The following is a 23,866-nucleotide window of genomic DNA, read 5'->3' as shown; positions in this document are numbered from 1 at the left end:
ACACGCCAACTTTTAAGATAAGCCTTTTTAAGTATCAGGTATTAAGTATCAAATATCATGACATGGTAGTCTGATGTTTTTTGCCCATTACCTGCAGTTGGGTCGATGTTAAGAATCTTTATACTCGATACTAACTACTTGCTACTAGAAACAACAAATGGGTATAAGAGAAGAATTAGAAAAACGTATTTTAGTAATCGATGGTGCGATGGGTACCATGATTCAGCGTTATACTTTAACCGAAGAAGATTTTAGAGGGGAAAGATTTAAAAATCATCCTTGTGATGTAAAAGGCAATAATGACTTGCTTAACATTACACGGCCTGATATTATTAAAGCCATACATCTTGAATATTTAACGGCAGGTGCCGATATTATAGAAACCAACACTTTCAGTACACAAAGAATCTCGATGGCTGACTACCAGATGGAAGATCTTTCGTATGAAATGAGTTATGAAGGTGCCCGTGTGGCCAAAGAGGCTGCTAATGAATTTATGGCCGCTAATCCTGATCGTAAATGTTTCGTAGCAGGTGCAATTGGCCCAACCAACCGTACGCTCTCCATGTCTCCAAATGTAAACGACCCAGGTTTTAGGGCGGTTTATTTTGATGAACTGGAATCTGCCTATTATGAGCAAGTTCGCGGCTTGGTAGATGGTGGTTCGGATGTTCTTTTAATTGAAACTATTTTTGATACGCTAAATGCTAAGGTGGCCATTGTAGCGATAAAAAAATACGAAGAAGTTATTGGGCGTAAACTGGAAATCATGATTTCAGGAACCATTACCGATGCTTCTGGAAGAACTTTGTCCGGACAAACTGCTGAAGCTTTTTTAAACTCCGTGATGCATGCCAAGCCTTTAAGCATTGGTTTTAACTGCGCTTTGGGAGCAAAAGAAATGCGTCCGCACATTGAAGAACTGGCGAATAAAGCTGGTTGTTACGTTTCAGCCTATCCAAATGCGGGTTTGCCAAATGAGTTTGGTGCTTATGATGAGCAACCGCATGAAACAGCACATTTGGTAGATGATTTTATTCAATCCGGATTTGTAAATATTGTTGGCGGTTGTTGTGGAACTACGCCAGATCACATTGGTTGTATTGCTAAAAACGCTAAAAAAGCATCTCCCAGAAAATTGCCTGTTATCGAACCTTTTATGCGTTTAAGTGGTTTAGAGCCAGTTACGATAAAACCAGATAGCATATTTGTAAATGTTGGAGAAAGAACGAATATTACAGGTTCTCCAAAGTTTTCTAAATTAATATTGGGCGGCGATTACGAAGCCGCTTTGGCCGTTGCTTTGCAACAGGTAGAAGGTGGGGCACAGGTTATCGATGTGAATATGGATGAAGGTATGCTTGATTCAGAAGCTGCCATGACCAAATTCTTAAACCTTATTGCTTCCGAACCGGATATTGCCAAGTTGCCGATCATGGTCGATTCATCGAAATGGTCGGTTATTGAAAATGGTTTAAAATGTTTACAGGGCAAGGGAATTGTAAATTCAATTTCGCTTAAAGAAGGAGAAGAAAAATTCCGCGAAAGCGCCCGTAAAATTATGCAATATGGCGCTGCAGTTGTGGTTATGGCTTTTGATGAACAAGGCCAGGCCGATAATTACGAGCGTAGAAAAGAAATTTGCAAAAGAAGTTACGATATTCTGGTACATGAAATCGGTTTTCCTCCTGAGGATATCATTTTCGATCCAAATATCTTAACAGTTGCAACAGGTTTAGAAGAACATAATAACTATGCTGTAGATTTTATCAATGCCACAAGGTGGATTAAAGAGAATCTGCCATACGCAAAAGTAAGTGGCGGTGTTTCCAATATTTCATTCTCCTTTAGAGGAAACAACGTTGTTCGGGAAGCAATGCACTCCGCATTTCTTTATCATGCCATCCAGGCTGGTTTAGATATGGGAATTGTAAACGCCGGAATGCTCGAAGTTTACCAGGAAATTCCACCTGAGCTTTTAGAAAGGGTAGAAGATGTGTTGCTGAACCGAAGGGATGACGCGACAGAGCGATTGGTAGAATATGCAGATACGGTTAAATCAAAAGGAAAAGAGGTTGTTAAAGATGAAGAGTGGAGAAAGGGATCTGTTGAGGACAGACTATCGCACTCGCTGGTAAAAGGTATTGTTGAATACCTTGATGATGATGTTGAAGAAGCACGACAAAAATATGCCCGCCCGATTCAGGTGATTGAAGGTCCGTTGATGGATGGAATGAATATCGTGGGCGATTTGTTTGGTGCAGGAAAAATGTTCCTGCCTCAGGTAGTAAAATCAGCAAGGGTGATGAAAAAGGCCGTGGCTTATCTACTTCCTTTCATTGAACAAGAAAAGTTGGATAACCCTGACCAGGATCAAAATTCTTCTGCAGGAAGAGTGCTGATGGCTACCGTAAAAGGCGATGTGCATGATATTGGAAAAAACATTGTTGGAGTGGTGTTGGCTTGTAACAACTTCGAAATTGTAGATATGGGCGTGATGGTTCCTGCACAGGAAATCATCAAAAAAGCCAAAGAAATCAATGCAGATATCATCGGTTTAAGTGGCTTAATTACACCTTCATTGGATGAAATGGTTCATTTTGCCAAAGAGATGGAGCGTGAAGGTTTTACCATTCCACTGATTATTGGTGGTGCAACAACCTCTCGTATTCACGCCGCGGTTAAGGTCGCACCAAATTATTCAGGGCCTGCGATTCATGTTTTAGATGCCTCTCGAAGTGTTACCGTTTGCAGTACTTTAATGAATCCGGAAACCAAAGATGATTACGTTGCAGGAATTAGAGCTGAATATGATAAAGCCCGTGAAGCGCATTTAAATAAACGTTCTGACAAACGTTTCAAAACCATTGAAGAAGCTCGTAATCATAAATTTAAAATAGATTTTAAATCAGATCTTCCGGTTCCTGAATTTACCGGAACAAGGGTATTCGATAACTATCCTTTAGAAGAATTGGTTCCTTATATTGACTGGACCCCATTTTTCCATACCTGGGAGCTTCGTGGCAGTTATCCTAAAATATTTGATGATAAAAATGTTGGCGATGAAGCTAAAAAGTTGTTCGATGATGCACAGGCTTTATTGAAACGAATTTTGGATGAAAAACTGCTTACTGCTAGGGCTGTGATTGGCTTCTGGCCAGCGAATGCGGTTGGCGATGATATTGAGTTAGAAGTCGGAACTCAGAAGTCGGAAGGCGGAAGTTTGAGTAGCGACTCAGTACTCTCGACTCCAGACTCCAAACTAGTTACTATTCACACCCTTCGGCAACAGGCTGAAAAAGTAGATGGACAGCCATATTATGCCTTATCTGATTTTATTGCTCCAAAAGAGAGCGGCATTCAGGATTATTTTGGCGGCTTTGCGGTAACTGCAGGTATCGGAATAGATGAATTGGTGGCTGAATTTGAGGCTAACCATGACGATTATAATAGCATTATGGCCAAAGCATTGGCCGATCGTTTGGCCGAGGCATTTGCAGAACGGATGCACGAACGTGTCCGCAAAGAATATTGGGGATATGCTAAAGATGAAAATTTAAGCAATCAGGAGTTGATCAAAGAAGAGTATGCAGGTATCCGTCCGGCTCCCGGTTATCCAGCTTGTCCGGAACATACGGAGAAGGGAACTTTGTTTCAGCTGCTCGATGCTGAAAATCAAATCGGCTTACATTTAACAGAAAGTTATGCCATGTATCCAACAGCTGCGGTTAGCGGATTCTATTTTGCACATCCAGAATCGAGGTATTTTGGCTTAGGGAAAATTACCAAAGATCAGATTGAAGATTATGCGGTTCGTAAAGGTATGTCTGTTGAAGAAGTGGAAAGATGGCTGAGCCCGAATTTGGCTTATTAAAGTTGTAGGTTATAAGTTGAAAGTTATAGGTTTGGGAGTATAATTAGCATAGGCCATTCATAACGCTTATATGGATAGAGATAAGAAAAATTGTATTGATTTAGATGTTTGGAAAGGAGCAAGAGTACTCTCAAAGGAAGTATACTTAGCATCTTCGCAATTTCCTAGTGAAGAAAAATTTGGTTTAACAAGCCAAATAAGAAGAGCTGTTGTATCAATTCCATCAAATATTGCTGAAGGATGCGGTAGAAATTATCCAAAAGACAGCATCCAATTTTTTTACATTCCGAGAGGATCTATTTATGAGGTTGAAACACAATTATACCTTGCTTTTGATTTAGATTTTATTTCTGAAACCTACTTGAGCGTACTATTAGAAAAACTTGAAACAACAAGGAAATTGCTTAATGGATTTATAAAATATTATCAACGCTGGTTAAATAGGCATTCAGGCCTTTAACTTTTAACTCACAACATTTAACTCAAATGAAGATTACAGATCATATAAAAAACGCAAATGGCAAAGCATTATTCTCTTTTGAACTATTGCCGCCGATTAAAGGGCAAAGTATTCAGTGGATTTACGATGCCATTGATCCGTTATTAGAATTTAATCCGCCATTTATCGATGTCACTTCGCTAAGAGAAGATTACATTTATAAAGAGCAGGAAAATGGTTTGCTGCAAAAAGTTTCTTACCGCAAGCGTCCGGGAACCATTGCCATTTGTGCAGCAATCATTCATAAATATAAAATCGATGCCGTTCCGCATTTAATTTGTGGTGGTTTCACCAAAGAAGAAACTGAAAATGCACTAATCGATTTACAGTTTCTGGGAATCGACAATGTTTTGGCGCTGCGTGGCGACGCCCGAGCTGCCGATACTGCCTTTATTCCAACTAAAGGCGGACATTGTTATGCTACTGATTTAATTGAGCACATTAAAAATCATAATGAAGGCAAGTTTCTTCATGAAGATATCGAGACATTTAAAAGTGATTTCTGTATCGGCGTGGCAGGTTATCCGGAAAAGCACTTTGAGGCACCTAATTTGAATGCCGATTTCAAATATTTGAAAAAAAAGGTGGACATGGGTGCTGAATTTATTGTAACCCAGATGTTTTTCGATAATCAGAAGTATTTCGACTTTGTTAAAAAGTGCCGTGAGAACGACATTAATGTGCCTATTATTCCAGGATTAAAACCAATTAGTACACTTACACAACTAAATGTTTTGCCTAAAATATTTCATATTGATTTGCCAGATGAATTAACTGATGCATTAGCTCATGCAAAAAGTAACGCTGAAGCAAAGGAAATAGGAACCGAGGCCATGATTAAACAGTGTAAAGAATTAATAGATTTTGGTGCCCCCGTTTTGCATTTCTACACTATGGGCAGGCCAGAACAAACGCGTCAAATTGCCAGAGCGATATTTTAATCTTAAAAAATGAAAATTTTTAAACCTGTTTGTATAAAACAAATGGGTTTTTTCATTTTGTTACAGAACATTAACACTCAATGTTTGTTATTTAAATCGTACAACTTATATTTGTAACAATGAAGTGTAATGGTTTTAAATATATCTTAATTCTTTGCCTGGCAATCGCTTTATTTTTAAAGCTGGGCAGCGTTTTATCGTATTTAAGTTATGCTTCAGTTGATATCGAAAACGTATCATCAAATGATGATGCTACAGAAAAAGAAGAAAAGAAAGTTGAAACAGAGTATTTTGCTCAAGATTTTTTGATGATTGATAATGCTGTTTCGGTATTCGAAATGCCTGCTAAAGTGATTATTCCCAATCACTTTAATAAATTAAGCTATTTTCCTGAGGTTTTAACACCTCCTCCTTCCATTTAGAAATTACTTTCTAAAATCATCCCTTATTATAGGGTAATCCATTTTTAATCTAAATATATAATCATATGAAACGAGCAATTTCATTCGGTTTTGCAGTATTTTTAATAGCTGCATCCTTAAAAATCAGTGCACAAGAAGTGGCACAAACAAACGTGAAACCCGTAAATAATTCTTTAGAGATGGTTTCTAAATTACAACCCGTAAGCTTTAATTATGATAAGGCATGGGCAGAAAAACTCAAACTACCTTCCACCTCACAATATGGGTTTGTGGGTGCTGATGCAAAAGCAGCAGTTCCATCTGTTGTAGCGGTACAGGCAAAACAATATCCGGCAGGTAAAAACGCTTATAATTCGGCAACGCTTACTAAAGTTGATTATGAAAGTTTAATCCCTTTGTTGGTAGGGAGTATTAAAGAACAGCAACAGCAGATTGAGGAGTTGAAAAGTGAACTGAGATCATTAAAATCTCAAGCTTCAAAATAATTAGGTTTAGTTTTATAGTTGAAAGGTTGGAGTTTAATAATTCCAGCCTTTTTTTATTTTGCCAAACCTAAAAAAGATGAGAATTTAAAATAATTTTAGGCTGAAAGACATAAATCCAGTATGTTTATCACTCAATTTTAATTTATGTTCAATAAACATCTACTTCTATTGCTGACTTTATTAGTTGGTTTTTTTTGCACAAAAGCTCAGGTTTCAGTTCCACAAATTCCAACTCCAGAACGAGAATTTAGGGCAGCATGGGTGGCTTCAGTTGCCAATATAAACTGGCCTAGCAAGCCTGGTTTATCGACGCAGCAACAACAAGATGAAGCTATTGCTTTATTAGATCTATTGAAGAAAAATAATTTCAATGCGGTTATCTTCCAGGTCCGGCCACAGGCTGATGCCTTATATAAAAGTAATATAGAGCCCTGGTCATATTTTCTGACAGGCGTTCAAGGTCAGGCGCCAAAACCATATTACGATCCATTGGAATTTTGGATAGATGCAGCACATGAACGTGGATTGGAATTGCATGTCTGGTTGAATCCATATCGGGCACACCATATCTCCGGTGGGCAACCTTCGGAATCATCGATTGTTAAAAAATATCCAGAGCTGGTTTATAAACTGAAGCAAGGTTATTGGTGGCTTGATCCATCAAAAAAAGGCACTCAGGATTTATCTGCGAATGTGGTGAAAGATATTGTAAAGCGATACGATATAGATGGCGTACACTTCGACGATTACTTTTATCCGTATGCGGAATACAATGGCGGAGCAGATTTTCCGGATTCAGCAAGCTACGCTCAATACCAGCAGGAGGGAGGCAAGCTGGCTGTTGGAGATTGGAGGAGAGCGCAGGTAAATATCTTCATCCAAAGGGTTTATAAAATTATTAAAGACGAAAAAAAACATGTCAAATTTGGTATTAGTCCATTTGGTATCTGGCGGCCAGGATTTCCAGAATCTATCAAAGGTTTTGATCAATATGACAAATTATATGCTGATGCTAAGCTCTGGTTAAATGAAGGCTGGATAGATTACTTTATGCCTCAGTTATACTGGCAGGTAAATAACATTCCTCAAAGTTTCCCGGTGTTGTTGGGCTGGTGGCAATCAGAAAACACCAAACAGCGCCACCTTTGGCCCGGAATGAACAGTGGCATTGGCGGAGGAGACAAAAATAGCGACGAAATTATCAACCAGATTATGATTACAAGAGGCATTTTACCAAAATCACCTGGTGCTGCCCATTGGAGTATTGCCGCGTTGGTAACACATGAAAGTTTGCGTAGAGACTTATTGAAAGGTCCTTACAAAAACGAAGCATTGGTGCCTGCTTCTCCTTGGTTAGATGATGATAAGCCCTTGTCGCCGAAAGTGGAAACCGAAAATAGAGAGGCTGACTTATACATCAAATGGAAGCCTGCTAATAAGAAAGATGACTTCAAATATATTGTTTACACCAATTATGGTGGCAAATGGAGTTACACGATTTTAAATTATAAAAGCAGGTTTCTACAAATTCCAAAGGTTTTATTTGCCGATGCGGCTAAATTAATCAAACAGGAGTTACAAAGTATAGCTGTTACAGCAATTGACAGGACTGGCAATGAGAGTGAAATTAAAATTGAGCAAGTTTTATAAAGGATTAAAAGCCAGATGCTAGTCAGGATTTGTCATCCCGACTAGCATCTGGATGTGTTGGCCAAGATCTGCAACCTCGACTAATTTCCATGAATTTCAGAGCTAAGCTTTGTTCAATAGGTAATTTTTAAATCCTTCAAAATCGATACCCAATTGATCAGCATGCTGTGGCTTGCTTTCTAACGCGGTAACCTGCTCTGGAATTTCGATTTTGGCAGCAATATCCACCGGAAAAATATCTGGGAATTTGCAAGCATGAGCCGTTGATAAAAACACCGCGGCACTTTCATCTTCAGGGTTTTCTTGCCTGAATTTTTCAATGGCTAAATAAGCAATGGCGGTATGCGGACAAGCAACGTAATCAAATTTCTCATCGATTTCTTTGATGCCGGCTAGTGTTTCTTCATCGTTGAAGCGATAAGATGTAACCACTTTTTTTAAGGATTCAACATCTTCATCAAACAAATCCATAATGCGAATCCAGTTGCTGGGTGCGCCAACATCCATTGCATTTGAATAGGTTTGGGTTGATGGTTTGGTTTCATAAACACCGGTTTCCAGAAAACGAGGAACGGTATCATTAATGTTGGTGGCAGCAATAAATTGTTTCACTGGTAAGCCAAGTTTGTAAGCCAATAAACCTGCGCCAATGTTTCCAAAATTTCCACTTGGAACGGAAAAAATCACATCATTCAAGCCCTGTCTTTTTAGTTGTGCATAGGTATTGAAATAATAGAAAGTCTGCGGAATTAACCTCGAAATATTAATTGAGTTTGCAGAAGTTAAACGGAAGTTCGCGTTCAGTTCCTCATCAGCAAAAGCTTGTTTCACTAATGCCTGGCAATCATCAAACGTTCCTTTAACTTCAATCGCCCTAATGTTTTGTCCGTTTGTAGTTAATTGCAACTCCTGTATCGGACTCACTTTTCCCTCTGGATAAAGAATAGTTACTCTTGTGTTTGGCACCCCTAAGAAACCCAAAGCAACTGCACCACCGGTATCGCCAGATGTGGCCACCAATACGTCCAATAACTGCTCGCCATCTTTAAGGAAATAAGACATTACACGACTCATAAAACGAGCACCAAAATCCTTAAAAGCTAAAGATGGTCCGTGGAACAGTTCAAGCACAAAAGTTTTATCATCAAGCTTTACGGCTGGCGCCTCAAAGTTAATCGCATCATCAATTAATGCCTTTAAATCATCCGCTGGAATTTCATCCTTCAACAAAGTTGAGACAACCTTATAGGCAATTTCTGGTAGAGAAAAGTTTTCAATGTTCTTAATAAAATCTGCATCAAGATGAGGAATTTCTACAGGCATATACAAGCCTTTATCCTGGGGCATACTGTTAAAAACGGCTTCTTTAAAAGAAACACGTAAATTTTTATTATTGGTTGAATATAGTTTCATTGCTGGTTCAAGGTTTAGAACTTAAGGTTTAGGGTTTCGGTGCTTTAAACCTTGCCCTTTACTTTAAGCTTTTACTCATTTAAATTACTCTTGGTCCTTCGGCGTTAACCGATGAAACATAAGCTTTGCTGTTAATGTTAATCTTGTGAAGATGTTGTTGTTGTGCTTTAGTTATTTTCCTGGCTGTTTCTTCATCTTTGGTTAAGGCAAAAACGGATGGCCCTGAACCTGAAATACCGAAGCCAATTGCACCATTTTCCATGGCAATGTTTCTCATTTCTTCAAAACCTGGAATGAGGATGGAGCGGGTTGGTTCTACCAAAACATCTTTCATACTTCGGCCGATTAAATCGAAATCATTCATAAATAGTCCGCTAACCAAGCCTGCAACATTTCCCCATTGGGTAACTGCATCTTTTAAAAATACTTTGCTGCGAATCATCTGGCGGGCATCTTTAGTCGGTACATCAACTTCGGGATAAACAATTGCCGCATACATTCCAGCTGGTGTTGGTAAAGAAATTACATCGAGTGGTTCGTAACTTCTAACCAAAACAAATCCACCTAAAATGGCGGGTGCAACATTATCTGCATGGCCATAACCACAGGCTAATTCTTCACCTTTCATAGCAAAAGGAACCAGCTCTTTTGGTGTTAATAAGTCGCCCATTAGCTTATTGATGGCAAATAAACCGGCAACGGTACTTGCAGAGCTTGAACCCAATCCGCTACCGATTGGCATCTTTTTATGTAACTCGATTTCAACGCCTACATCCAAGCGGTTAATGTGTTGTAAATAGTGCTGAACGCTTGCGCTAACTGTATTTTTCGCTGCATCTAAAGGCAAGCGACCGTCATCGCCAGTGATTTTTTTAATAACTACTCCTGGTGTTTCCGTTAAACGCATCTCGACTTCATCGCCAGGTTCATTTACAGCGAAACCTAGGACATCGAAACCGCACACAACGTTGGCAACAGTTGCCGGAGCGAAAACTCTAACCCCCAATCCCCTAAAGTGGTCTTTTGGCTTTCCATTGTTCATATCCAATGTTTCAACAGGGTTTGTATTATTATTTGACATGATTATTTATTTTTTCCAAAACTGAGGTCTTGGGCTATTTTGTTAATTTGTTAGGTTACTTTATCATTCCCCATTTCCATCTCGCCTGTAATTCGCCCTTTAGAGGACAGGGGATTGTTTATGGATTTTGCCCAACATTTATAATGTCAGCGAAAACACCGGCGGCGGTAACTTCTGCACCTGCACCCGGACCTTTTACTACCAATGGGCGAGATTTGTACCTGTCTGTTGTAAATGATATGATATTATCACTACCTGAAAGCATATAAAACGGGTGGCTGTCATCAACCATTTGCAGACTGATTTCTACATTACCATCTTCGAGCTTTCCAATGTACCGGAGCACTTTTCCGCCATTTGCAGCTTGGTTTTTTAAGTCTTCAAAATAAGCAGCGTTTTTCTGCAGTTCAGTGTAAAAATCCTCTACTGAAGTGGCATTTAAACAAGCCTCGGGCAAAATATTATCGATTTTAACATCGGCAGCTTCCAAAGGATAACCAGCATCACGAGCCAGAATTAACATTTTACGCATGAAATCCTTTCCGTTCAAATCATCACGTGGGTCTGGTTCGGTATAGCCCAATTCCTGCGCTTCTTTAACCGTTTCATAAAAACCGGCATCACCTTTAAAGTTATTAAAGATGTAAGAAATCGTTCCAGATAAAATCGCCTCAATGCGGGCAACTTTATCACCACTCATCATCAATTCTCTTAAAGTACGGATGATTGGTAAACCTGCACCAACATTGGTTTCATAATAAAAATCTACACCAAATTTGCGGGCCGTATCTTTAAAAGATTTATACTGAGCAAAGTCGGCCGAGTTTCCTTTTTTGTTACAGGTAACAACGGAAATGCTGCTTTCGAAAATGCTTTGGTAATATTCAATTGGCGATTCTGCTGCAGTATTATCAACGAAAACACAGTTTGGCAAATTCATCGATTTCATTCGCTCTACAAAAAGTGACAAATCAGCTGTTTCGCCGTTGCTATCTAAATTGTTCTCCCAATCTTCAAGCGATAACCCTTCTGCTTTGAAAATCATTTTACGGGTATTGCTAATTCCCGCAACTTTAACTTGTAAATCATTATTTGCCGCAAGAAATGGCATTTGCTCTTTCAATTGGTTGAATAACGTTTTACCGATATTTCCGGTTCCCAAACAGAAAATATTCAGGGTACGTTTCAAATCAGTAAAAAAGGCATCGTGAACAGCATTAACGGCTTTTGATAAATCATCTTTACTGATAATCACCGAGATGTTGTACTCGGAAGATCCTTGTGCAATAGCCCGAACGTTGATACCGTTTCTGCCTAAAGCACTGAATAATCGTCCGCTCATACCTGGTGTGCGTTTCATATTTTCGCCAACTATGGCTAAAACGGCAAGATTATTTTCAACCTCTGGTAAGGCCAGTTTGTTGGCGTCCAGTTCCAACTCAAATTCTTTTTTAATTAAAGCAATTGCCTGCCCGGCATCAGTTGGTTTAATTGCAAAAGTAATACTATGCTCTGATGAAGATTGTGTAATCAGCACTACATTAATTTGCTCGCGAGAGAGTAAAGAGAATAATCTCCCACTAAAACCAGCTTTGCCAACCATACCACTGCCAGTTAAATTAATGATGCTGATGTGGTCGATGGAAGAAATACCTTTTATGGGTAAGCTAGATGTTTTTACATCGCTTTTAATATAGGTTCCTGCAAAATCAGGCTGAAAAGTATTCTTAATAACAAGCGGAATTTTCTTCATGAAAGCCGGAATCATCGTTGGCGGATAAATTACTTTCGCTCCGAAATAACTCAACTCCATTGCCTCGGTATAACTCAATTCGGGTAAAGAAAATGCTTTTTTTACAATTCGAGGGTCGGCCGTCATCATGCCGTTTACATCGGTCCAGATTTCGATTTCTTCTGCATTTAAAGCCGCACCCCAAACTGCAGCTGTGTAATCAGAACCACCACGACCTAATGTAGTAACGCGGCCAGCGGCATTGCTGGCGATAAAACCAGTTACGAAAAGTACCTTTTCTTTATGAGCCTGGTAAAAATCATTAATCAACATTTCAGTCAATTCGGTATCAACCTTTGCCTGCCCGAAATTGCTGTCGGTTTTTATAAATTCTGAACCATTAACATACAAAGCTTCTGGCAATTGTTGCGAGGCAATGTGTGCAATCATGAAAGATGAGCAGCGTTCGCCATAACTTAAAATCTGATCTTTCGTTTGCAGACTCAGCTCTTTAAGGTTGGTTACAGCCTGCAACAGATCTTCTAGCTCATTAAAAAATATTTTTAAGCGGGTAAAAACCGGGTTTTGCGCTGCTGCTGGTAAAAGTGAACGGATTACTGCAAAATGTTTTGCCTCAATCTCTTTTAGGCCGGCATCGTAACTTTCACCGCGTTCGGCTTTCTCTGCCATGTCGGTTAGCAAGTTGGTTACCCCACTCATTGCCGATAATACAACTACCGGATTGCTTTGTAATTTTTCTTTTGCTACTATGTTTAGCAGCGTTTTAATGTTCTCGGCCGAACCTACGGATGTGCCGCCGAATTTTAATACTTTCATCAGTTTTTAGTTTTAATGAATCTTACACTTTTGCTTGTTAATTATTTTGTAAAGTTTCAATGGGTTTTGGTTTAAAAAAAAAGCGCCCCGATTTGTGTCGGGACGCTTTCTGTGTTTATCTTTTTTCAATTTACAACAAATTAGCCTCCCTGATTTTCTCCGGTGGTAATAATAATCGTTGTAATAATTGATGTGTTAAAATTCATGTTCTTGGTGTACTTTGTACACCGTAAAGTAGAAGATTATTTTTTTAAAATGCAAATGTTTTTGAAAATTATTTAAAAATATTTTAATAAAACGATTAACCAGATGAAATGATAGCATGTTTTGAACCGAAAACTAATATGGGTTTTCATAAGTTGGACCAAACTTCCATCCTTTTTTCAAGGAGGTGTGCCCGCAGGCGGAGCGGTTAATTCAATGGAGATAATTTTAGAAAAGCTGAATCAGTAATCTTCGGCTGGAGCAGTCCTGCCATTTGCTACAATCTTTTTTTAACTTCCATCAGGCTGAGGCAGGGGGAAACCAATTCATCGGCTACAATGCTTCGTGCCTCAGCCTGACAGTTTATTAATGGCTGCTGCTAAAAAAAAGTATTTCCGCGTCTGTCAGGTTTAATTAAACCTGGTTTGTGGAATTATTTGAGTTTTATCGTTCTAATGGTTAGAAATTTAGATTTTCCTGAGTAAGACAGAAAGGTTAAGTCGGTAGTTATGGAATAGCAAGCAATTGAGAATCATTAATAAAAAAAATTACATGAAATTCATTTTCTTTCTCTTATTCCTTTTGACTTTTAGTATCCATACTTATCCTCAATCCACACCAGTAATAAGAATGAGGTGTTATGCAACAATCTCAGAAAATCAAGCACTTTGGATCGTTGTATTAAAAAAGAAGAGCTATATTTTAAATCATTCACAAGAAAGATTGATTAGACCTGAAACAGTCGAAGACATAAAAATTTTAAAAAATGCGGAAGCAACGGCGCTATATGGAGTCCGGGCGGTTAATGGCGTTGTGGTTGTAACCATTAAGAAATCTAAATCCAGAGAAGAATATAAACGGTTAAAAACTTATTTCGAAAAAGCTTAGGCTTAACTTCTTACCCCAATATAAATCTCCACTTCAGATGCTGCTCCTAGTTGAGATTTCGCTCCATAAACTTCAAAATCTGCATTATAAGTTCTGTATAAAGCAATGTCGTTTGCCCAGATTTCCTGCCAGGTTTCTACAACTGCTTGAGGCATTTCACCTTTCGCCGTATATTTTATAAGTCTATCATTTTTAATTTCTCTACCAACCAAACCATCAGGAATATCCGCTAAAGTAGTTACCCGATGGCCGATAATGGTGCTGTACTTTCCTGTGTAATTACTTTCGTAATCAGTATAGATAGCGTAAACATCGTTGCTTTCTTTATTTGGAATTTTATTTGAGATTTCTTCAGTGTAGAATCGTTGCCAAAGCTTACCTAGATCTGTTGATGCCTGATTATTCTGGTTTGTTGTTTCAGTAGAGATGCCAATAATTTTGAAGTTTTCCATGGGATAGGTTTTTAGCGAAGATAACGTTTTCAATGATGTTGTCAGTCTGAGCTTGTCGAAGAACTTTTTATATTATTACCCTTCGACAGATCACGATGATAAATTGGATGAGACTTGTTGCAAAATCTTTTGTTTCTAAACCTGATTGTAGCGAACACGGAGCGCAGCGGAGTAAAGCGAAAAGCAGGACTAACGTTAAAATGAAACATAGGTTTTGCTTTCCAAATCATTCTAAATCATCTTCTACTTTTACCGCCTACATCTTCCATCCTTTTCATACCTTTGTTTTCAAATATGCAGGGCTTAATTATTAAATCTACCGGGAGTTGGTATAGCGTTTTGGCCGATAATGGCAAACGTTACGACTGCCGGATTGTTGGCAAATTCAGAATTAAAGGAATTAAAACGACCAACCCGATTGCAGTTGGCGACCGTGTTAAATTTGATCTGGAAAAGGACAGTAATCAGGGTTTGATAAACGAGCTGTTGCCCCGTAAAAATTACATTATCCGCAAATCAATTAACCTGAGTAAGCAGGCGCAGATCCTTGCTGCCAACCTGGATATGGCGATTTTGCTGGTCACACTGGCTTCGCCAAGAACTTCATTAGGTTTTATAGATCGTTTTTTAGTTACGGCCGAAGCTTACGATGTGCCGGCAGTTTTGGTATTCAATAAGCTGGATTTATTTAGTAAGGAAGGTTTAGAAATCCTGCAGGATTTTAAAGAAATTTATGAGAAAATCGGTTATCCGTGTTATGAAGTTTCGGCCTTAAAAGGCATTAATATTCCCGTGATTCAAGAGTTAATAACCGATAAAATTACTTTAATTTCAGGGCATTCAGGTGTTGGAAAATCGAGCTTAATTAATGCGTTATTGCCTGATCGTGATTTGCGTACCGGCGAAGTTTCTGACTGGAGCGACAAAGGGCAGCACACTACCACTTTTGCAGAAATGTTTGAATTGCCGCAAGGCGGTTTCATTGTGGATACACCTGGAATCAGGGAATTGGGAGTAATCGACATCGAAAAAGAAGAATTAGGACATTTTTTCAGGGAAATTTTCGAAACTTCTCACCACTGCCGTTTTAATAATTGCAGACACGTAAATGAGCCTGGCTGTGCCGTAATTGAGGCAGTGAATGAAGGAGATATTGCCGTTTCGCGTTATGAAAGCTATCTGAGTATTTATCACAATAACGATACGCGACATTAAGCTTAAAGCACAATTAAATTTTTATAACTTTTAAATCTTTGTGTACTTTGTGCCTTTGCGGTTAAAAATAAATTATGAAATTTAAACTAGGAGATTTTGTTCGTTTTGTTGATGAAAAACGTGAAGGATATGTAACCAAGATTATCGATAGCCAAACTTTGGGCGTTACCGATGAAGATGGTTTCGAGATTCCTGTTGCAATTAGCAATTTAACTTCAGTTTATGGACATGGTGTATCTGCCAAAGAAGTTGATGCGCCCAAACCAATTGAGGTTAACGTTCCTTCTATCAGTAAAATTGAAAATGGAATTTATGTTGCCGTTGCTACTGATCAGAAAGCGGGTAATGTTGTTCATTTCCATCTTCAAAATCAATCGCCCAATGTGCTTTTGATTAGTTTAACAGCAGAGAAGAAGGAAAAATATTCAGGTTTGTTTCACGGTATAGTTGAATCTTACCAATCGAGTTTAATCTATTCTGCATCATTAGCTGATTTAGATATCTGGCCAGAATTTACCTTTCAGATTTTAGTTTTTAGCAAAGCTGATGTAAAACCCGTTGATCCTTTAGTGATTCAGAAAAAATTCAGGGCAAAAGATTTTTCTACAGAGCAGAAGGAGTTGCCACAATCGAAAAACAAAGGTTGGTTAATTCGTTTGGATGATCTTGTACCGATTACCATTGATGCACAAAAACTGAAAGAAAGCTTCTTTAAATCACCTGCCGAGAAACGAACTGTTGAAGCACCATCAAAGGAAATTGATCTTCACATTGAAAAATTGAGAGATGACCATCATTTTTTAGAAGCTGATGAGATTTTACAAATACAACTGAATCATTTTCAAAATGCATTAGATGCTGCAGTGGTGCACCATTTTGATAAAATGGTTTTTATTCATGGTTCTGGAAATGGAACACTTAGAGATAAAATCCATAAGTTAATTAGTAAAAATCCGCATATTAAAACCTATATGGATGCACGTAAGGAAAAGTTTGGTTATGGGGCAACCGAAGTAGTTTTTAAATAATGGCGTAATGTTTTTAGCTGTTTAATCGGTTAACTGCTAGCTGTTAATCAAAAACTTCATTACTATAATCTGGATTGGCGCCTGGTTGAGACGCGACAAAAGCACCAACTTTGCAGGCCCTATCTAAAATAGTATCTATAGGGAAACCTTGTAAATAACTGGAGATAAAAGTAGCCAGAAAAGAATCTCCTGCGCCTACGGTGTCTGCCACTTTAACCTGATAACCTTTGTGATGGTATAATTTGCCATTTTCCAATACATAGGCACCTTTTTCGCCAACAGTAAGGCAAATAATTTTTATTGTAAACAACTGGCTCAGTTGCTTAAGCAGCTGTTCATCAGTATTTCCGGTTAGCGAAAGTTCGTCTTTTAAATATACCAGCTCGTGTTCGTTCACTTTCAGAATATCAGCTTCGCTAAGCAATGATTTTAAAGTATCAATATTATAAAACGGCGGACGAAGGTTGATGTCGAAGATTTTAAGCTTTGCCTGCTTTAATAACGCTAGAATGGTGTTTTTACTTTTTTCATTTCTGCATGTTAAGCTGCAATATACAAAGGCATCTGTATGGGTTACAGCTAATAAAGCTTCTTCCGATAATTCAATAGCATCCCAAGCCACAGGCTCTACAATGGTATATGTCGCTTGGTGTTGGTCATCTAATTTTACCTCAACGGTACTTGTTGGCAAGTTGTTGCCTTTTTGAATTAAATCGATCGGATAATTTTTTGAACTAAGGAAATCCAGGAGTTCCTTTCCATTGTCATCATCTCCAATTGCGCTGATAAATTGGCTGTTGATATTTTGTTTATGAAGATTTAAAGCCACATTCATTGATGATCCGCCTGCTTTTTTACCTTCAGGAAAAACATCCCATAATATCTCGCCAATGGCCACAACTGATTTTTTCATAGTAGATTTTAAGTTTCGCAAGGTAGCAATTTTGAGAAAAAAACTTTAAAAAGATCAAGATCTCACCTGATTTTCACTTTTTAATGTTTTTCTGCGGCGTAACTTTTTGTAAGCCAATAGCATTAACCAGCTTAATAGCGATGCAACTGCTAGATCACATATAAAGTTTAGCGTATCAAATTCAATGCTGGTACCGCCTTCCATGGTTATCTCATTGTAGCCAGTTACTTTAGTGTAAAAGTTAAGCGGAAAACCATATCGATCGGCACCATCGGCATCATAATCTAAGCTCGTGGTAGCTAGTGTAATTATGCCAAATAATAAAACTCCACCCAGTAAAATTTTAATACCATTTTTCATTTTTTTAGTCGAAATCGTAATAGATCCTGTATTTATTGCAACAAATACATTGAAAGAGATAGCCTTGACAAGAGCCATTGTCTCTTAAATAATTTGGTAATTCTGTTAGTTTGAGTCCTCCGGCTTTTGCTAAATCACTTTCTATATCTGCGAACTGATCGAGCAAAGGTTCAATTTCCTGCCAGCCGACATAACCTTTAAAAGCACAGTAATCATTGCAATGCGCTAACCAATACTCTTGCTGCCATCCATTGTAACCCGGAGTGCGTTCCACTAATTCCTTCAATTTTTCTGGGTCATTTATATTATCAACACTGATATCATCCTGAAAACTACCTTCAAATTTCCTGGCTGCTTTACCATCGGCTATGCACCATGGACAAAGCGCTTCAATCTCATCGACAGCGAAAAATGGATTAGTATAGTAAATATCAGTGGGCATTTTACAGCAATCGCAAGTCACTACCGTACCTGTTTCAAAAGCACCGGTAACTGTTGGTTCCGGGTGATATTTAAAATAAGGAAGCGCTCTTTGAAGCGAATCACTTTTGGTTGTTTTTACCTTTGCCTTTGGTTTCGGAACATCCTTATGTTCCATTAATTCTAGTAACTGGGTTTTATCTTTCTGTTTATTTTCCAAAGCAATTACTTTTTCTAATGCTGTGATTGCTTCCACATAATCCATGGTATAGGTTTTAACGTTGCAAAGCATTCGCCAGAAATTGGTATCGGTAGGATAATCTTTTAAGATGGCATTTAACTGTGCTTCGGCTTTTTCAAATAAAGGCAAAGACATTTGCGAAGGCAACACATGCTCAAACCAGAATTTGTTGCTTTTAGAAATTGCACTCGAAATTAAAAGGTTAATCTCCTTCAATTTTTCAATCCTGTCATCCATGATTAAGCTAGTAAATTTTTCCTGCTATTATCTAAAATTTCCTGTGCATCTTTCTCAATCAAACGATCTAAAAGTGCATTGTAATTGTTGGCGATTTTGAACTCGAGTTCATTTTTATAAAGTGGAAATAAACTGTAAATATTAATTGAATTCTCTCCAGCTTTAATTTCCGTAAATTCTTCATCAAACGTTACTGAAGGCAATACCACCAACCCCACAAAATCGGTTTCTTTGCTATACGTTTCCATATCAGCAGTACTTTGTAAGGTGTGCCCAATGCTTAACCAGGTATCATAATGATGTGGAAAGCGAGCAGTATCTTTAATCATTTCTAATATCCAATCGTTTTCATTCTTACTTGGAAAGGTTTTTCCAAATTCGATTGACTTAGGTAGTAAGATCATCAGCTCTGCAAATTTATACAGTTCAGGCTCTTCAACTGATTCCGGAACAGTCATTTCCAGTAAACTCATGCCTGAAGTTAGTAAAATATTAAAAGCGTGTTTTTTAGAGTTGATGAAATAAACATCTAAATGAATATCAGGTGAAACCATTTCATGAAATACTGTGATTTCGTTTGATTCATAAAACTGATCTAAATGATCGGCAATGGATTCTGGATGATGGTCAAAATAGGTTCGGTTGCGAAACTTCTCGTAGAATTCATTCATATTTCTAAATTAAAAAGAAAACTAAATTATTGTTGCGTTTAAATTCACTGCAAATCTTAATCCATTTAATCAATTGAAGAGAATCTTATTTTTCAAAGGTTTTATTCATTTAGTTGCGGATGTATTTCTACATTTGAGTATAGAAGTAATTCATTTTTCTCATTTAATAAGCGCAACATGACTAAATCAATTTTCACTTTAATTTTCTGCTGTATTGTTTCATTTGCTTCAGCACAAACGGCAAGTGATAAAAAAGCAATCTTAAATGTGCTTGAAACACAAAGACAAGCCTGGAACAAAGGTGATGTAGAAACGTTCATGGAAGGATATGTTAAAAGCGATAGTTTACTTTTTGTGGGTAAAAGCGGACCAACCTATGGATGGCAACAAACACTTGATAATTATAAGAAAACTTATCAGGGAAAAGCAGGAATGGGCATTTTAACTTTTGGAATAAAAAAGGTGGAGTTTTTGAACAAAGACGTGGCTTTCGTTTTGGGTAGCTGGCATTTAAAACGCGATAAAGATGAACCGCAGGGTTATTATACTTTATTGTTCAGGAAGATTAATGGAATCTGGAAGATAATTGTTGACCACAGTTCCTAGTAGATGAAAAGATATCTTTTTAGCATTTGCACTTTAATCATTGTGATTTCGGCTTGTAATCCGTCAGCTGAAAAGCAACAGAACTCAATTTATAGTAAGGATGGACTGAGTTTTAGCTTACCAAAATACTGGAAAGTTAAAAAGGATCGCACCATTGATGGTGTTGCGAATAGCCGTTTTATTTCAATAAGTGACGAAGAACCTTTTTCAAAAGATGCTTATCTAATTATCACCTCGATGGATTCTGTAAATCTAGATAAGACTTTAAAAAATTTGATTACACAATCCAGAGCGAGTTATGGAAAACGCAATGTGGAGTTCGGGATGTTAAATGAGCCAAAGACAGTTAAGATAGGAAAATATGATGTTTTAAAGGCTGATTTTGAAACAAGGATTATTGCCAACCGCAATAAAGGAAGTTTAGCTGTGATGCATCACAAAGGAAAAACCTATTCTTTCATTAGCAGTGTTGATATTAAGGATAAAAAGAAAAACTTTAGCGTAGCCGATTCGGTAATTAAATCTTTGCGTGTGAAATAAACTTCCTGTTAAAGTAATACAGTGAATAGATGGTCAGCAAGCAGCCAATTATCGACAATAAGATTACGCTGTTGGAGAAAAAATTTACCCAGTTTAATTGTACCTTAAATATCTCTTTGCTCAGCAAAACACCTATACTCCCCACATAACCGAATGAATCAGCAATATAAATGAGGAAACCCACATTGCCTGTTTGTTTGAAAGTAGCTATTAGCCGATCAAAAAACACCGCATTAAAGGGAATGTAAACCATATAAAGTCCTAAGCCTACCAAGGTCATCCACCAAACAGGAGGAATGAGGCTTGCCTTAAACATTAGTGTACATGCACCGGCTAATAGAAATCCCGACAGGATAAAATAATGTGCCGTTTTTAAGGCAGTAAAATTATTTTTGATGAGAACCATACTGCCAATGAGCACGAGCACGATTAATGTGATTGGCGTTTCTGTTTTCGCGAATATGGCAGGTTGATTTAAAAAACCCATTTCCTTCCACATTTCTGCGCCAAAGTTGTCTCGGATATCTCTGAAAATAGTTGCAAAGCAATAAATGATCACACAGGCGATCAGTCCTCCAAAAAATTCTTTAACAAATAATTTCCGATCTAGATCGATCATTGGTGTTCGCTCTGATCGATATTGAATATCTTCAGTGTCTGGTGGTGGAATTTTTTCCATCAAAAAGATAAACAGCAATAGGGGCAATGCAAAAACTAAACCTGTGCTAAAAGGAATCCAGAATTCTGAAAGATGAAAAGTAATGGCCAACCACGAGCCAACAGACTTTACAAATCCTGACGCGAAAATAAAACTTACGGCCAATGTTGCCCCAATGAAATCGGTACTTCGCCTGCCTTCAACATAAGAGAAAACCACTCCCCAAAGCATGCCAAGTGGAAAACCATTAATGAAAAGAAAAACAATATTGTACGGCAAAGGCACAATGGCAAAAAACAGCCAGCTTAACCAGGAAATTGCAGTTAGAACGATAATTATTTTTCCTCGACCGTTGCGTTTTAATTCGGAAATATATTTTATACCGTAAAATTTTGCCAATAGATAACCCAGCATCTGGCAAATGACCAGCACAGTTTTATAGCTATAACCTCCAATAGTGAGCCCATCGAATGTGGCAACCGTGAATGATTTTCTAAAACCAAAAATCATTGTATATGCTAAGAAAACCACTATTGAAGTATATAATCCTGTTTTGAGGTAGTTATTGAACTTTAAGGTTTTAGGCATCAGTATTTCCAAATGTTTGGTTTTGGAAATATAAATAAAAGTTAAGATATGTTCTTAAGTTCCTACGAACTTAACATTGCTGAAGGTAAACTGCGTTGAAATATCTGATTTGGTATTGTTATAAAATGGAGAAAACATTTTACCAGAAATGGTGCCCTGTTTCGTATCAATTTGCAGCAATCTTAAATAACCACCTCCGCTATCTTCGCATTGATAATTTTGTAGTATGGAGTAAATGGTATTTCCATTTGTTCCAAGATCTGACCGTTGCGCAGCATAACATACATGACCGCTTAAAACCATCAACAGGTTTTTATGATTCTTTAAATACTTGTTAAAAATATCTGAGCATTTCATGTTTCCATAGCCAGCATTAGTTGTATTTATTTCGCCGGTTGGGGTTAAATGATAATGGGTCACTACGATTGTATTAAAATCCGGGTATATTGATATAATACTGTCGGCCCATTTTACAGCACTTTCTCTGGCACAAAATTCAAGGTTAATCACCATCCATTTTTTATTGACGGCTGTAAATTGATGAAAGGCATTATCACTTTTATTTGCTTCGAAAACGCCTTTTTGAAGTTTGAATCGACTTGTTGGGAAAAAGGAATTGAATTTTGTGGTATTCCTTAGGTTAGCATTTACATTTCCGGGTGCCGCACTTCCGCTGTTAGGTAAAACAGCTCCGGTATCATGATTTCCGACGGCGATAACATATGGTACATTGCGATCGTCCAAACGTTTCATAATATTACTGGCCGTTTGGTATTGCGGAATCGTATCGAAGTTTACCAAATCTCCAACATGGAGCGCCAACGGGATATTTAATGAATCCTTTACTCTTGCTATCCAATCGCATTGCGTGGTAAACATCGCATTGTTTCGGGTAACGGCTTCCTGTGTGTCAGGAAAAATTGGAATAACAAAGGTTGTACTGACCGTTTCAGGCGTAGCTATAGCCGGTTCAGTATGCTTTGAGCAGCTGAATAAGAAGAGTAAAACAAAAATATTAATTAAGTTTCTCATCTCGTTTATCCAGATAACGATTATGAATTTGTTTTAGTATTACCAGGCTATCGTAAAGATTATTCTCCGAGCTTAAAATCTTTATAATAGAAATCTTTGTCAGCATCAGTAAGCTGTCGGATTACCCTGCAAGGATTTCCTGCCGCGAACACATTATCAGGAATATCTCTGGTGACAATGCTTCCTGAGCCAATAACCACATTTGAGCCAATTTTAACGCCAGGATTAATCACGACATTTCCACCAATCCAAACACTGTTGCCAATGGTAATTTCTTGTGCCCATTCCCATTCCTGATCACGTAGATGTGCATGAATAGGATGACCTGCGGTATAAATGGCTACATTTGGAGCAATGAAAACGCTGTTTCCGATACTCACCTTTGCGCAATCTAAAATAACCAGGTTAAAGTTTGCATAAAAGTTGTCGCCTATTTCAATGTTGTAACCATAATCACAACGGAAAGGCGGCTCGATGTAAAACATCTTTTCGGTTTTGCCGAAAAGTCTTTTTAACAACTCTTTTCGTTGCTTGATAAATTTGGGCGCAAGGTTGTTAAATTCGAAAACAATTTCGCGGGCTTTTAATCTTTCTTTTGATAATTCGGCATCTCCAGCTTGATACGCTTTGCCGGCAAGCATCTTTTCTTTTTCGGTAAGTAAATTAATTTCCATAAAATGATTTTGTTCTTAGCTGATCCGGAAAAGTTATAAAATAAAATCTTTTTACTGTGAAGAATTACCAGAATAATTTATCAACGATGTTAACATGGCGAGGTGCGAAGCATTTCATATATGTACAAGCAACAACAAACACCAATCAGCAAATTGAAATTGCGTTTTGTTTCAAAAAAAACGGGGCTATCGATACATCGATTCC

General features: G+C 37.9%; 22 protein-coding genes. 11 read left to right on the top strand and 11 right to left on the bottom strand.

Features of this window, described 5'->3' with window-relative positions; genetic code table 11:
- Window positions 1-157 precede the first annotated feature (157 nt).
- The 6 genes from metH to EA772_RS03540 all read left to right on the top strand — a co-directional run bounded on the left by metH (window position 158) and on the right by EA772_RS03540 (window position 7,871).
- Window positions 158-3,874 carry a methionine synthase gene (metH, locus tag EA772_RS03565; protein ID WP_124911207.1) on the top strand — a complete coding sequence of 1,239 codons (3,717 nt, stop codon included), beginning with the start codon at window positions 158-160 and terminating at the stop codon, window positions 3,872-3,874.
- Between the two features lie 70 nt (window positions 3,875-3,944).
- On the top strand, window positions 3,945-4,334 hold the full coding sequence (locus tag EA772_RS03560; protein ID WP_124911205.1) for a four helix bundle protein: 390 nt from the start codon (window positions 3,945-3,947) through the stop codon (window positions 4,332-4,334).
- A 26-nt stretch (window positions 4,335-4,360) separates the two neighbouring features.
- A complete protein-coding gene (locus EA772_RS03555; protein WP_010599020.1) occupies window positions 4,361-5,314 on the top strand; it encodes a methylenetetrahydrofolate reductase in 954 nt (317 codons plus the stop codon).
- Between the two features lie 119 nt (window positions 5,315-5,433).
- Window positions 5,434-5,736 (top strand): hypothetical protein, encoded by a 303-nt coding sequence (locus EA772_RS03550; RefSeq protein WP_124911203.1) that lies wholly within the window; start codon window positions 5,434-5,436, stop codon window positions 5,734-5,736.
- 65 nt (window positions 5,737-5,801) lie between these two features.
- Window positions 5,802-6,221: a tail fiber domain-containing protein gene (locus EA772_RS03545; protein ID WP_116169103.1), complete on the top strand. Its 420-nt coding sequence runs from the start codon at window positions 5,802-5,804 to the stop codon at window positions 6,219-6,221.
- Window positions 6,222-6,365: 144 nt separating this feature from the next.
- The gene (locus tag EA772_RS03540) at window positions 6,366-7,871 is read left to right on the top strand and encodes a glycoside hydrolase family 10 protein (RefSeq protein ID WP_124911201.1); all 1,506 of its coding nucleotides are present in this window, start codon (window positions 6,366-6,368) and stop codon (window positions 7,869-7,871) included.
- A gap of 102 nt (window positions 7,872-7,973) precedes the next feature.
- Here EA772_RS03540 and thrC read toward each other — a convergent pair whose 3' ends face one another.
- From thrC to thrA, 3 genes are all read right to left on the bottom strand, one after another.
- Window positions 7,974-9,284, bottom strand: a complete 1,311-nt coding sequence (gene thrC, locus EA772_RS03535; RefSeq protein WP_124911199.1) for a threonine synthase — start codon at window positions 9,282-9,284, stop codon at window positions 7,974-7,976.
- Window positions 9,285-9,363: 79 nt separating this feature from the next.
- The gene (locus tag EA772_RS03530; protein ID WP_124914968.1) at window positions 9,364-10,326 is read right to left on the bottom strand and encodes a homoserine kinase; all 963 of its coding nucleotides are present in this window, start codon (window positions 10,324-10,326) and stop codon (window positions 9,364-9,366) included.
- A 157-nt stretch (window positions 10,327-10,483) separates the two neighbouring features.
- On the bottom strand, window positions 10,484-12,934 hold the full coding sequence (gene thrA / locus EA772_RS03525) for a bifunctional aspartate kinase/homoserine dehydrogenase I (protein ID WP_124911197.1): 2,451 nt from the start codon (window positions 12,932-12,934) through the stop codon (window positions 10,484-10,486).
- Window positions 12,935-13,690: 756 nt separating this feature from the next.
- On the opposite strand from thrA, the gene EA772_RS03520 reads away from it, so the two are divergent.
- A complete protein-coding gene (locus tag EA772_RS03520; protein ID WP_124911195.1) occupies window positions 13,691-14,026 on the top strand; it encodes a hypothetical protein in 336 nt (111 codons plus the stop codon).
- A gap of 2 nt (window positions 14,027-14,028) precedes the next feature.
- On the opposite strand, the gene EA772_RS03515 is transcribed toward EA772_RS03520, so the two are convergent.
- Entirely contained in the window at window positions 14,029-14,478 is a 450-nt protein-coding gene (locus EA772_RS03515) for a GyrI-like domain-containing protein (RefSeq protein ID WP_124911193.1), read from the bottom strand.
- A 294-nt stretch (window positions 14,479-14,772) separates the two neighbouring features.
- On the opposite strand from EA772_RS03515, the gene rsgA reads away from it, so the two are divergent.
- Window positions 14,773-15,693 carry a ribosome small subunit-dependent GTPase A gene (gene rsgA / locus EA772_RS03510; protein ID WP_010599029.1) on the top strand — a complete coding sequence of 307 codons (921 nt, stop codon included), beginning with the start codon at window positions 14,773-14,775 and terminating at the stop codon, window positions 15,691-15,693.
- A 74-nt stretch (window positions 15,694-15,767) separates the two neighbouring features.
- Entirely contained in the window at window positions 15,768-16,721 is a 954-nt protein-coding gene (locus EA772_RS03505; RefSeq protein WP_124911191.1) for a Smr/MutS family protein, read from the top strand.
- Window positions 16,722-16,764: 43 nt separating this feature from the next.
- Here the strand turns inward: EA772_RS03505 and EA772_RS03500 are convergent, their stop codons facing one another.
- The 4 genes from EA772_RS03500 to EA772_RS03485 are packed head-to-tail and all read right to left on the bottom strand — an operon-like array spanning window position 16,765 to window position 19,563.
- Window positions 16,765-17,634, bottom strand: coding sequence for a carbohydrate kinase (locus EA772_RS03500; protein WP_124911190.1), 870 nt, complete (start codon window positions 17,632-17,634; stop codon window positions 16,765-16,767).
- 54 nt (window positions 17,635-17,688) lie between these two features.
- Complete coding sequence (locus EA772_RS03495) at window positions 17,689-17,994, bottom strand: hypothetical protein (protein ID WP_124911189.1); 306 nt, start codon at window positions 17,992-17,994, stop codon at window positions 17,689-17,691.
- A 4-nt stretch (window positions 17,995-17,998) separates the two neighbouring features.
- Window positions 17,999-18,892, bottom strand: coding sequence for a CbrC family protein (locus tag EA772_RS03490; protein ID WP_210405071.1), 894 nt, complete (start codon window positions 18,890-18,892; stop codon window positions 17,999-18,001).
- A 2-nt stretch (window positions 18,893-18,894) separates the two neighbouring features.
- A complete protein-coding gene (locus EA772_RS03485) occupies window positions 18,895-19,563 on the bottom strand; it encodes a suppressor of fused domain protein (RefSeq protein ID WP_124911188.1) in 669 nt (222 codons plus the stop codon).
- Between the two features lie 177 nt (window positions 19,564-19,740).
- Here EA772_RS03485 and EA772_RS03480 point away from each other — a divergent pair, with 177 nt between their 5' ends.
- A complete protein-coding gene (locus EA772_RS03480) occupies window positions 19,741-20,169 on the top strand; it encodes a DUF4440 domain-containing protein (protein WP_124911187.1) in 429 nt (142 codons plus the stop codon).
- Window positions 20,170-20,172: 3 nt separating this feature from the next.
- Window positions 20,173-20,709 carry a hypothetical protein gene (locus EA772_RS03475; RefSeq protein ID WP_124911186.1) on the top strand — a complete coding sequence of 179 codons (537 nt, stop codon included), beginning with the start codon at window positions 20,173-20,175 and terminating at the stop codon, window positions 20,707-20,709.
- On the opposite strand, the gene EA772_RS03470 is transcribed toward EA772_RS03475, so the two are convergent.
- From EA772_RS03470 to EA772_RS03460, 3 genes are read right to left on the bottom strand one after another with little or no spacing between them, the layout of a single operon-like run.
- Window positions 20,687-21,955, bottom strand: a complete 1,269-nt coding sequence (locus tag EA772_RS03470) for a DUF5690 family protein (RefSeq protein ID WP_124911185.1) — start codon at window positions 21,953-21,955, stop codon at window positions 20,687-20,689. The two genes, EA772_RS03475 and EA772_RS03470, sit on opposite strands and share 23 nt — an antisense overlap.
- 54 nt (window positions 21,956-22,009) lie before the next feature.
- Complete coding sequence (locus tag EA772_RS03465; protein WP_124911184.1) at window positions 22,010-22,987, bottom strand: metallophosphoesterase; 978 nt, start codon at window positions 22,985-22,987, stop codon at window positions 22,010-22,012.
- A gap of 59 nt (window positions 22,988-23,046) precedes the next feature.
- Window positions 23,047-23,661 (bottom strand): sugar O-acetyltransferase, encoded by a 615-nt coding sequence (locus EA772_RS03460; protein ID WP_010599039.1) that lies wholly within the window; start codon window positions 23,659-23,661, stop codon window positions 23,047-23,049.
- Window positions 23,662-23,866 lie beyond the last annotated feature (205 nt).

The sequence above is a fragment of the Pedobacter sp. G11 genome, assembly GCF_003860265.1.
In the GTDB taxonomy this organism is placed as follows: domain Bacteria; phylum Bacteroidota; class Bacteroidia; order Sphingobacteriales; family Sphingobacteriaceae; genus Pedobacter; species Pedobacter agri.
Note: the sequence above shows the minus strand (reverse complement) of the source record. Positions and strands in the feature narration are given on the sequence as shown.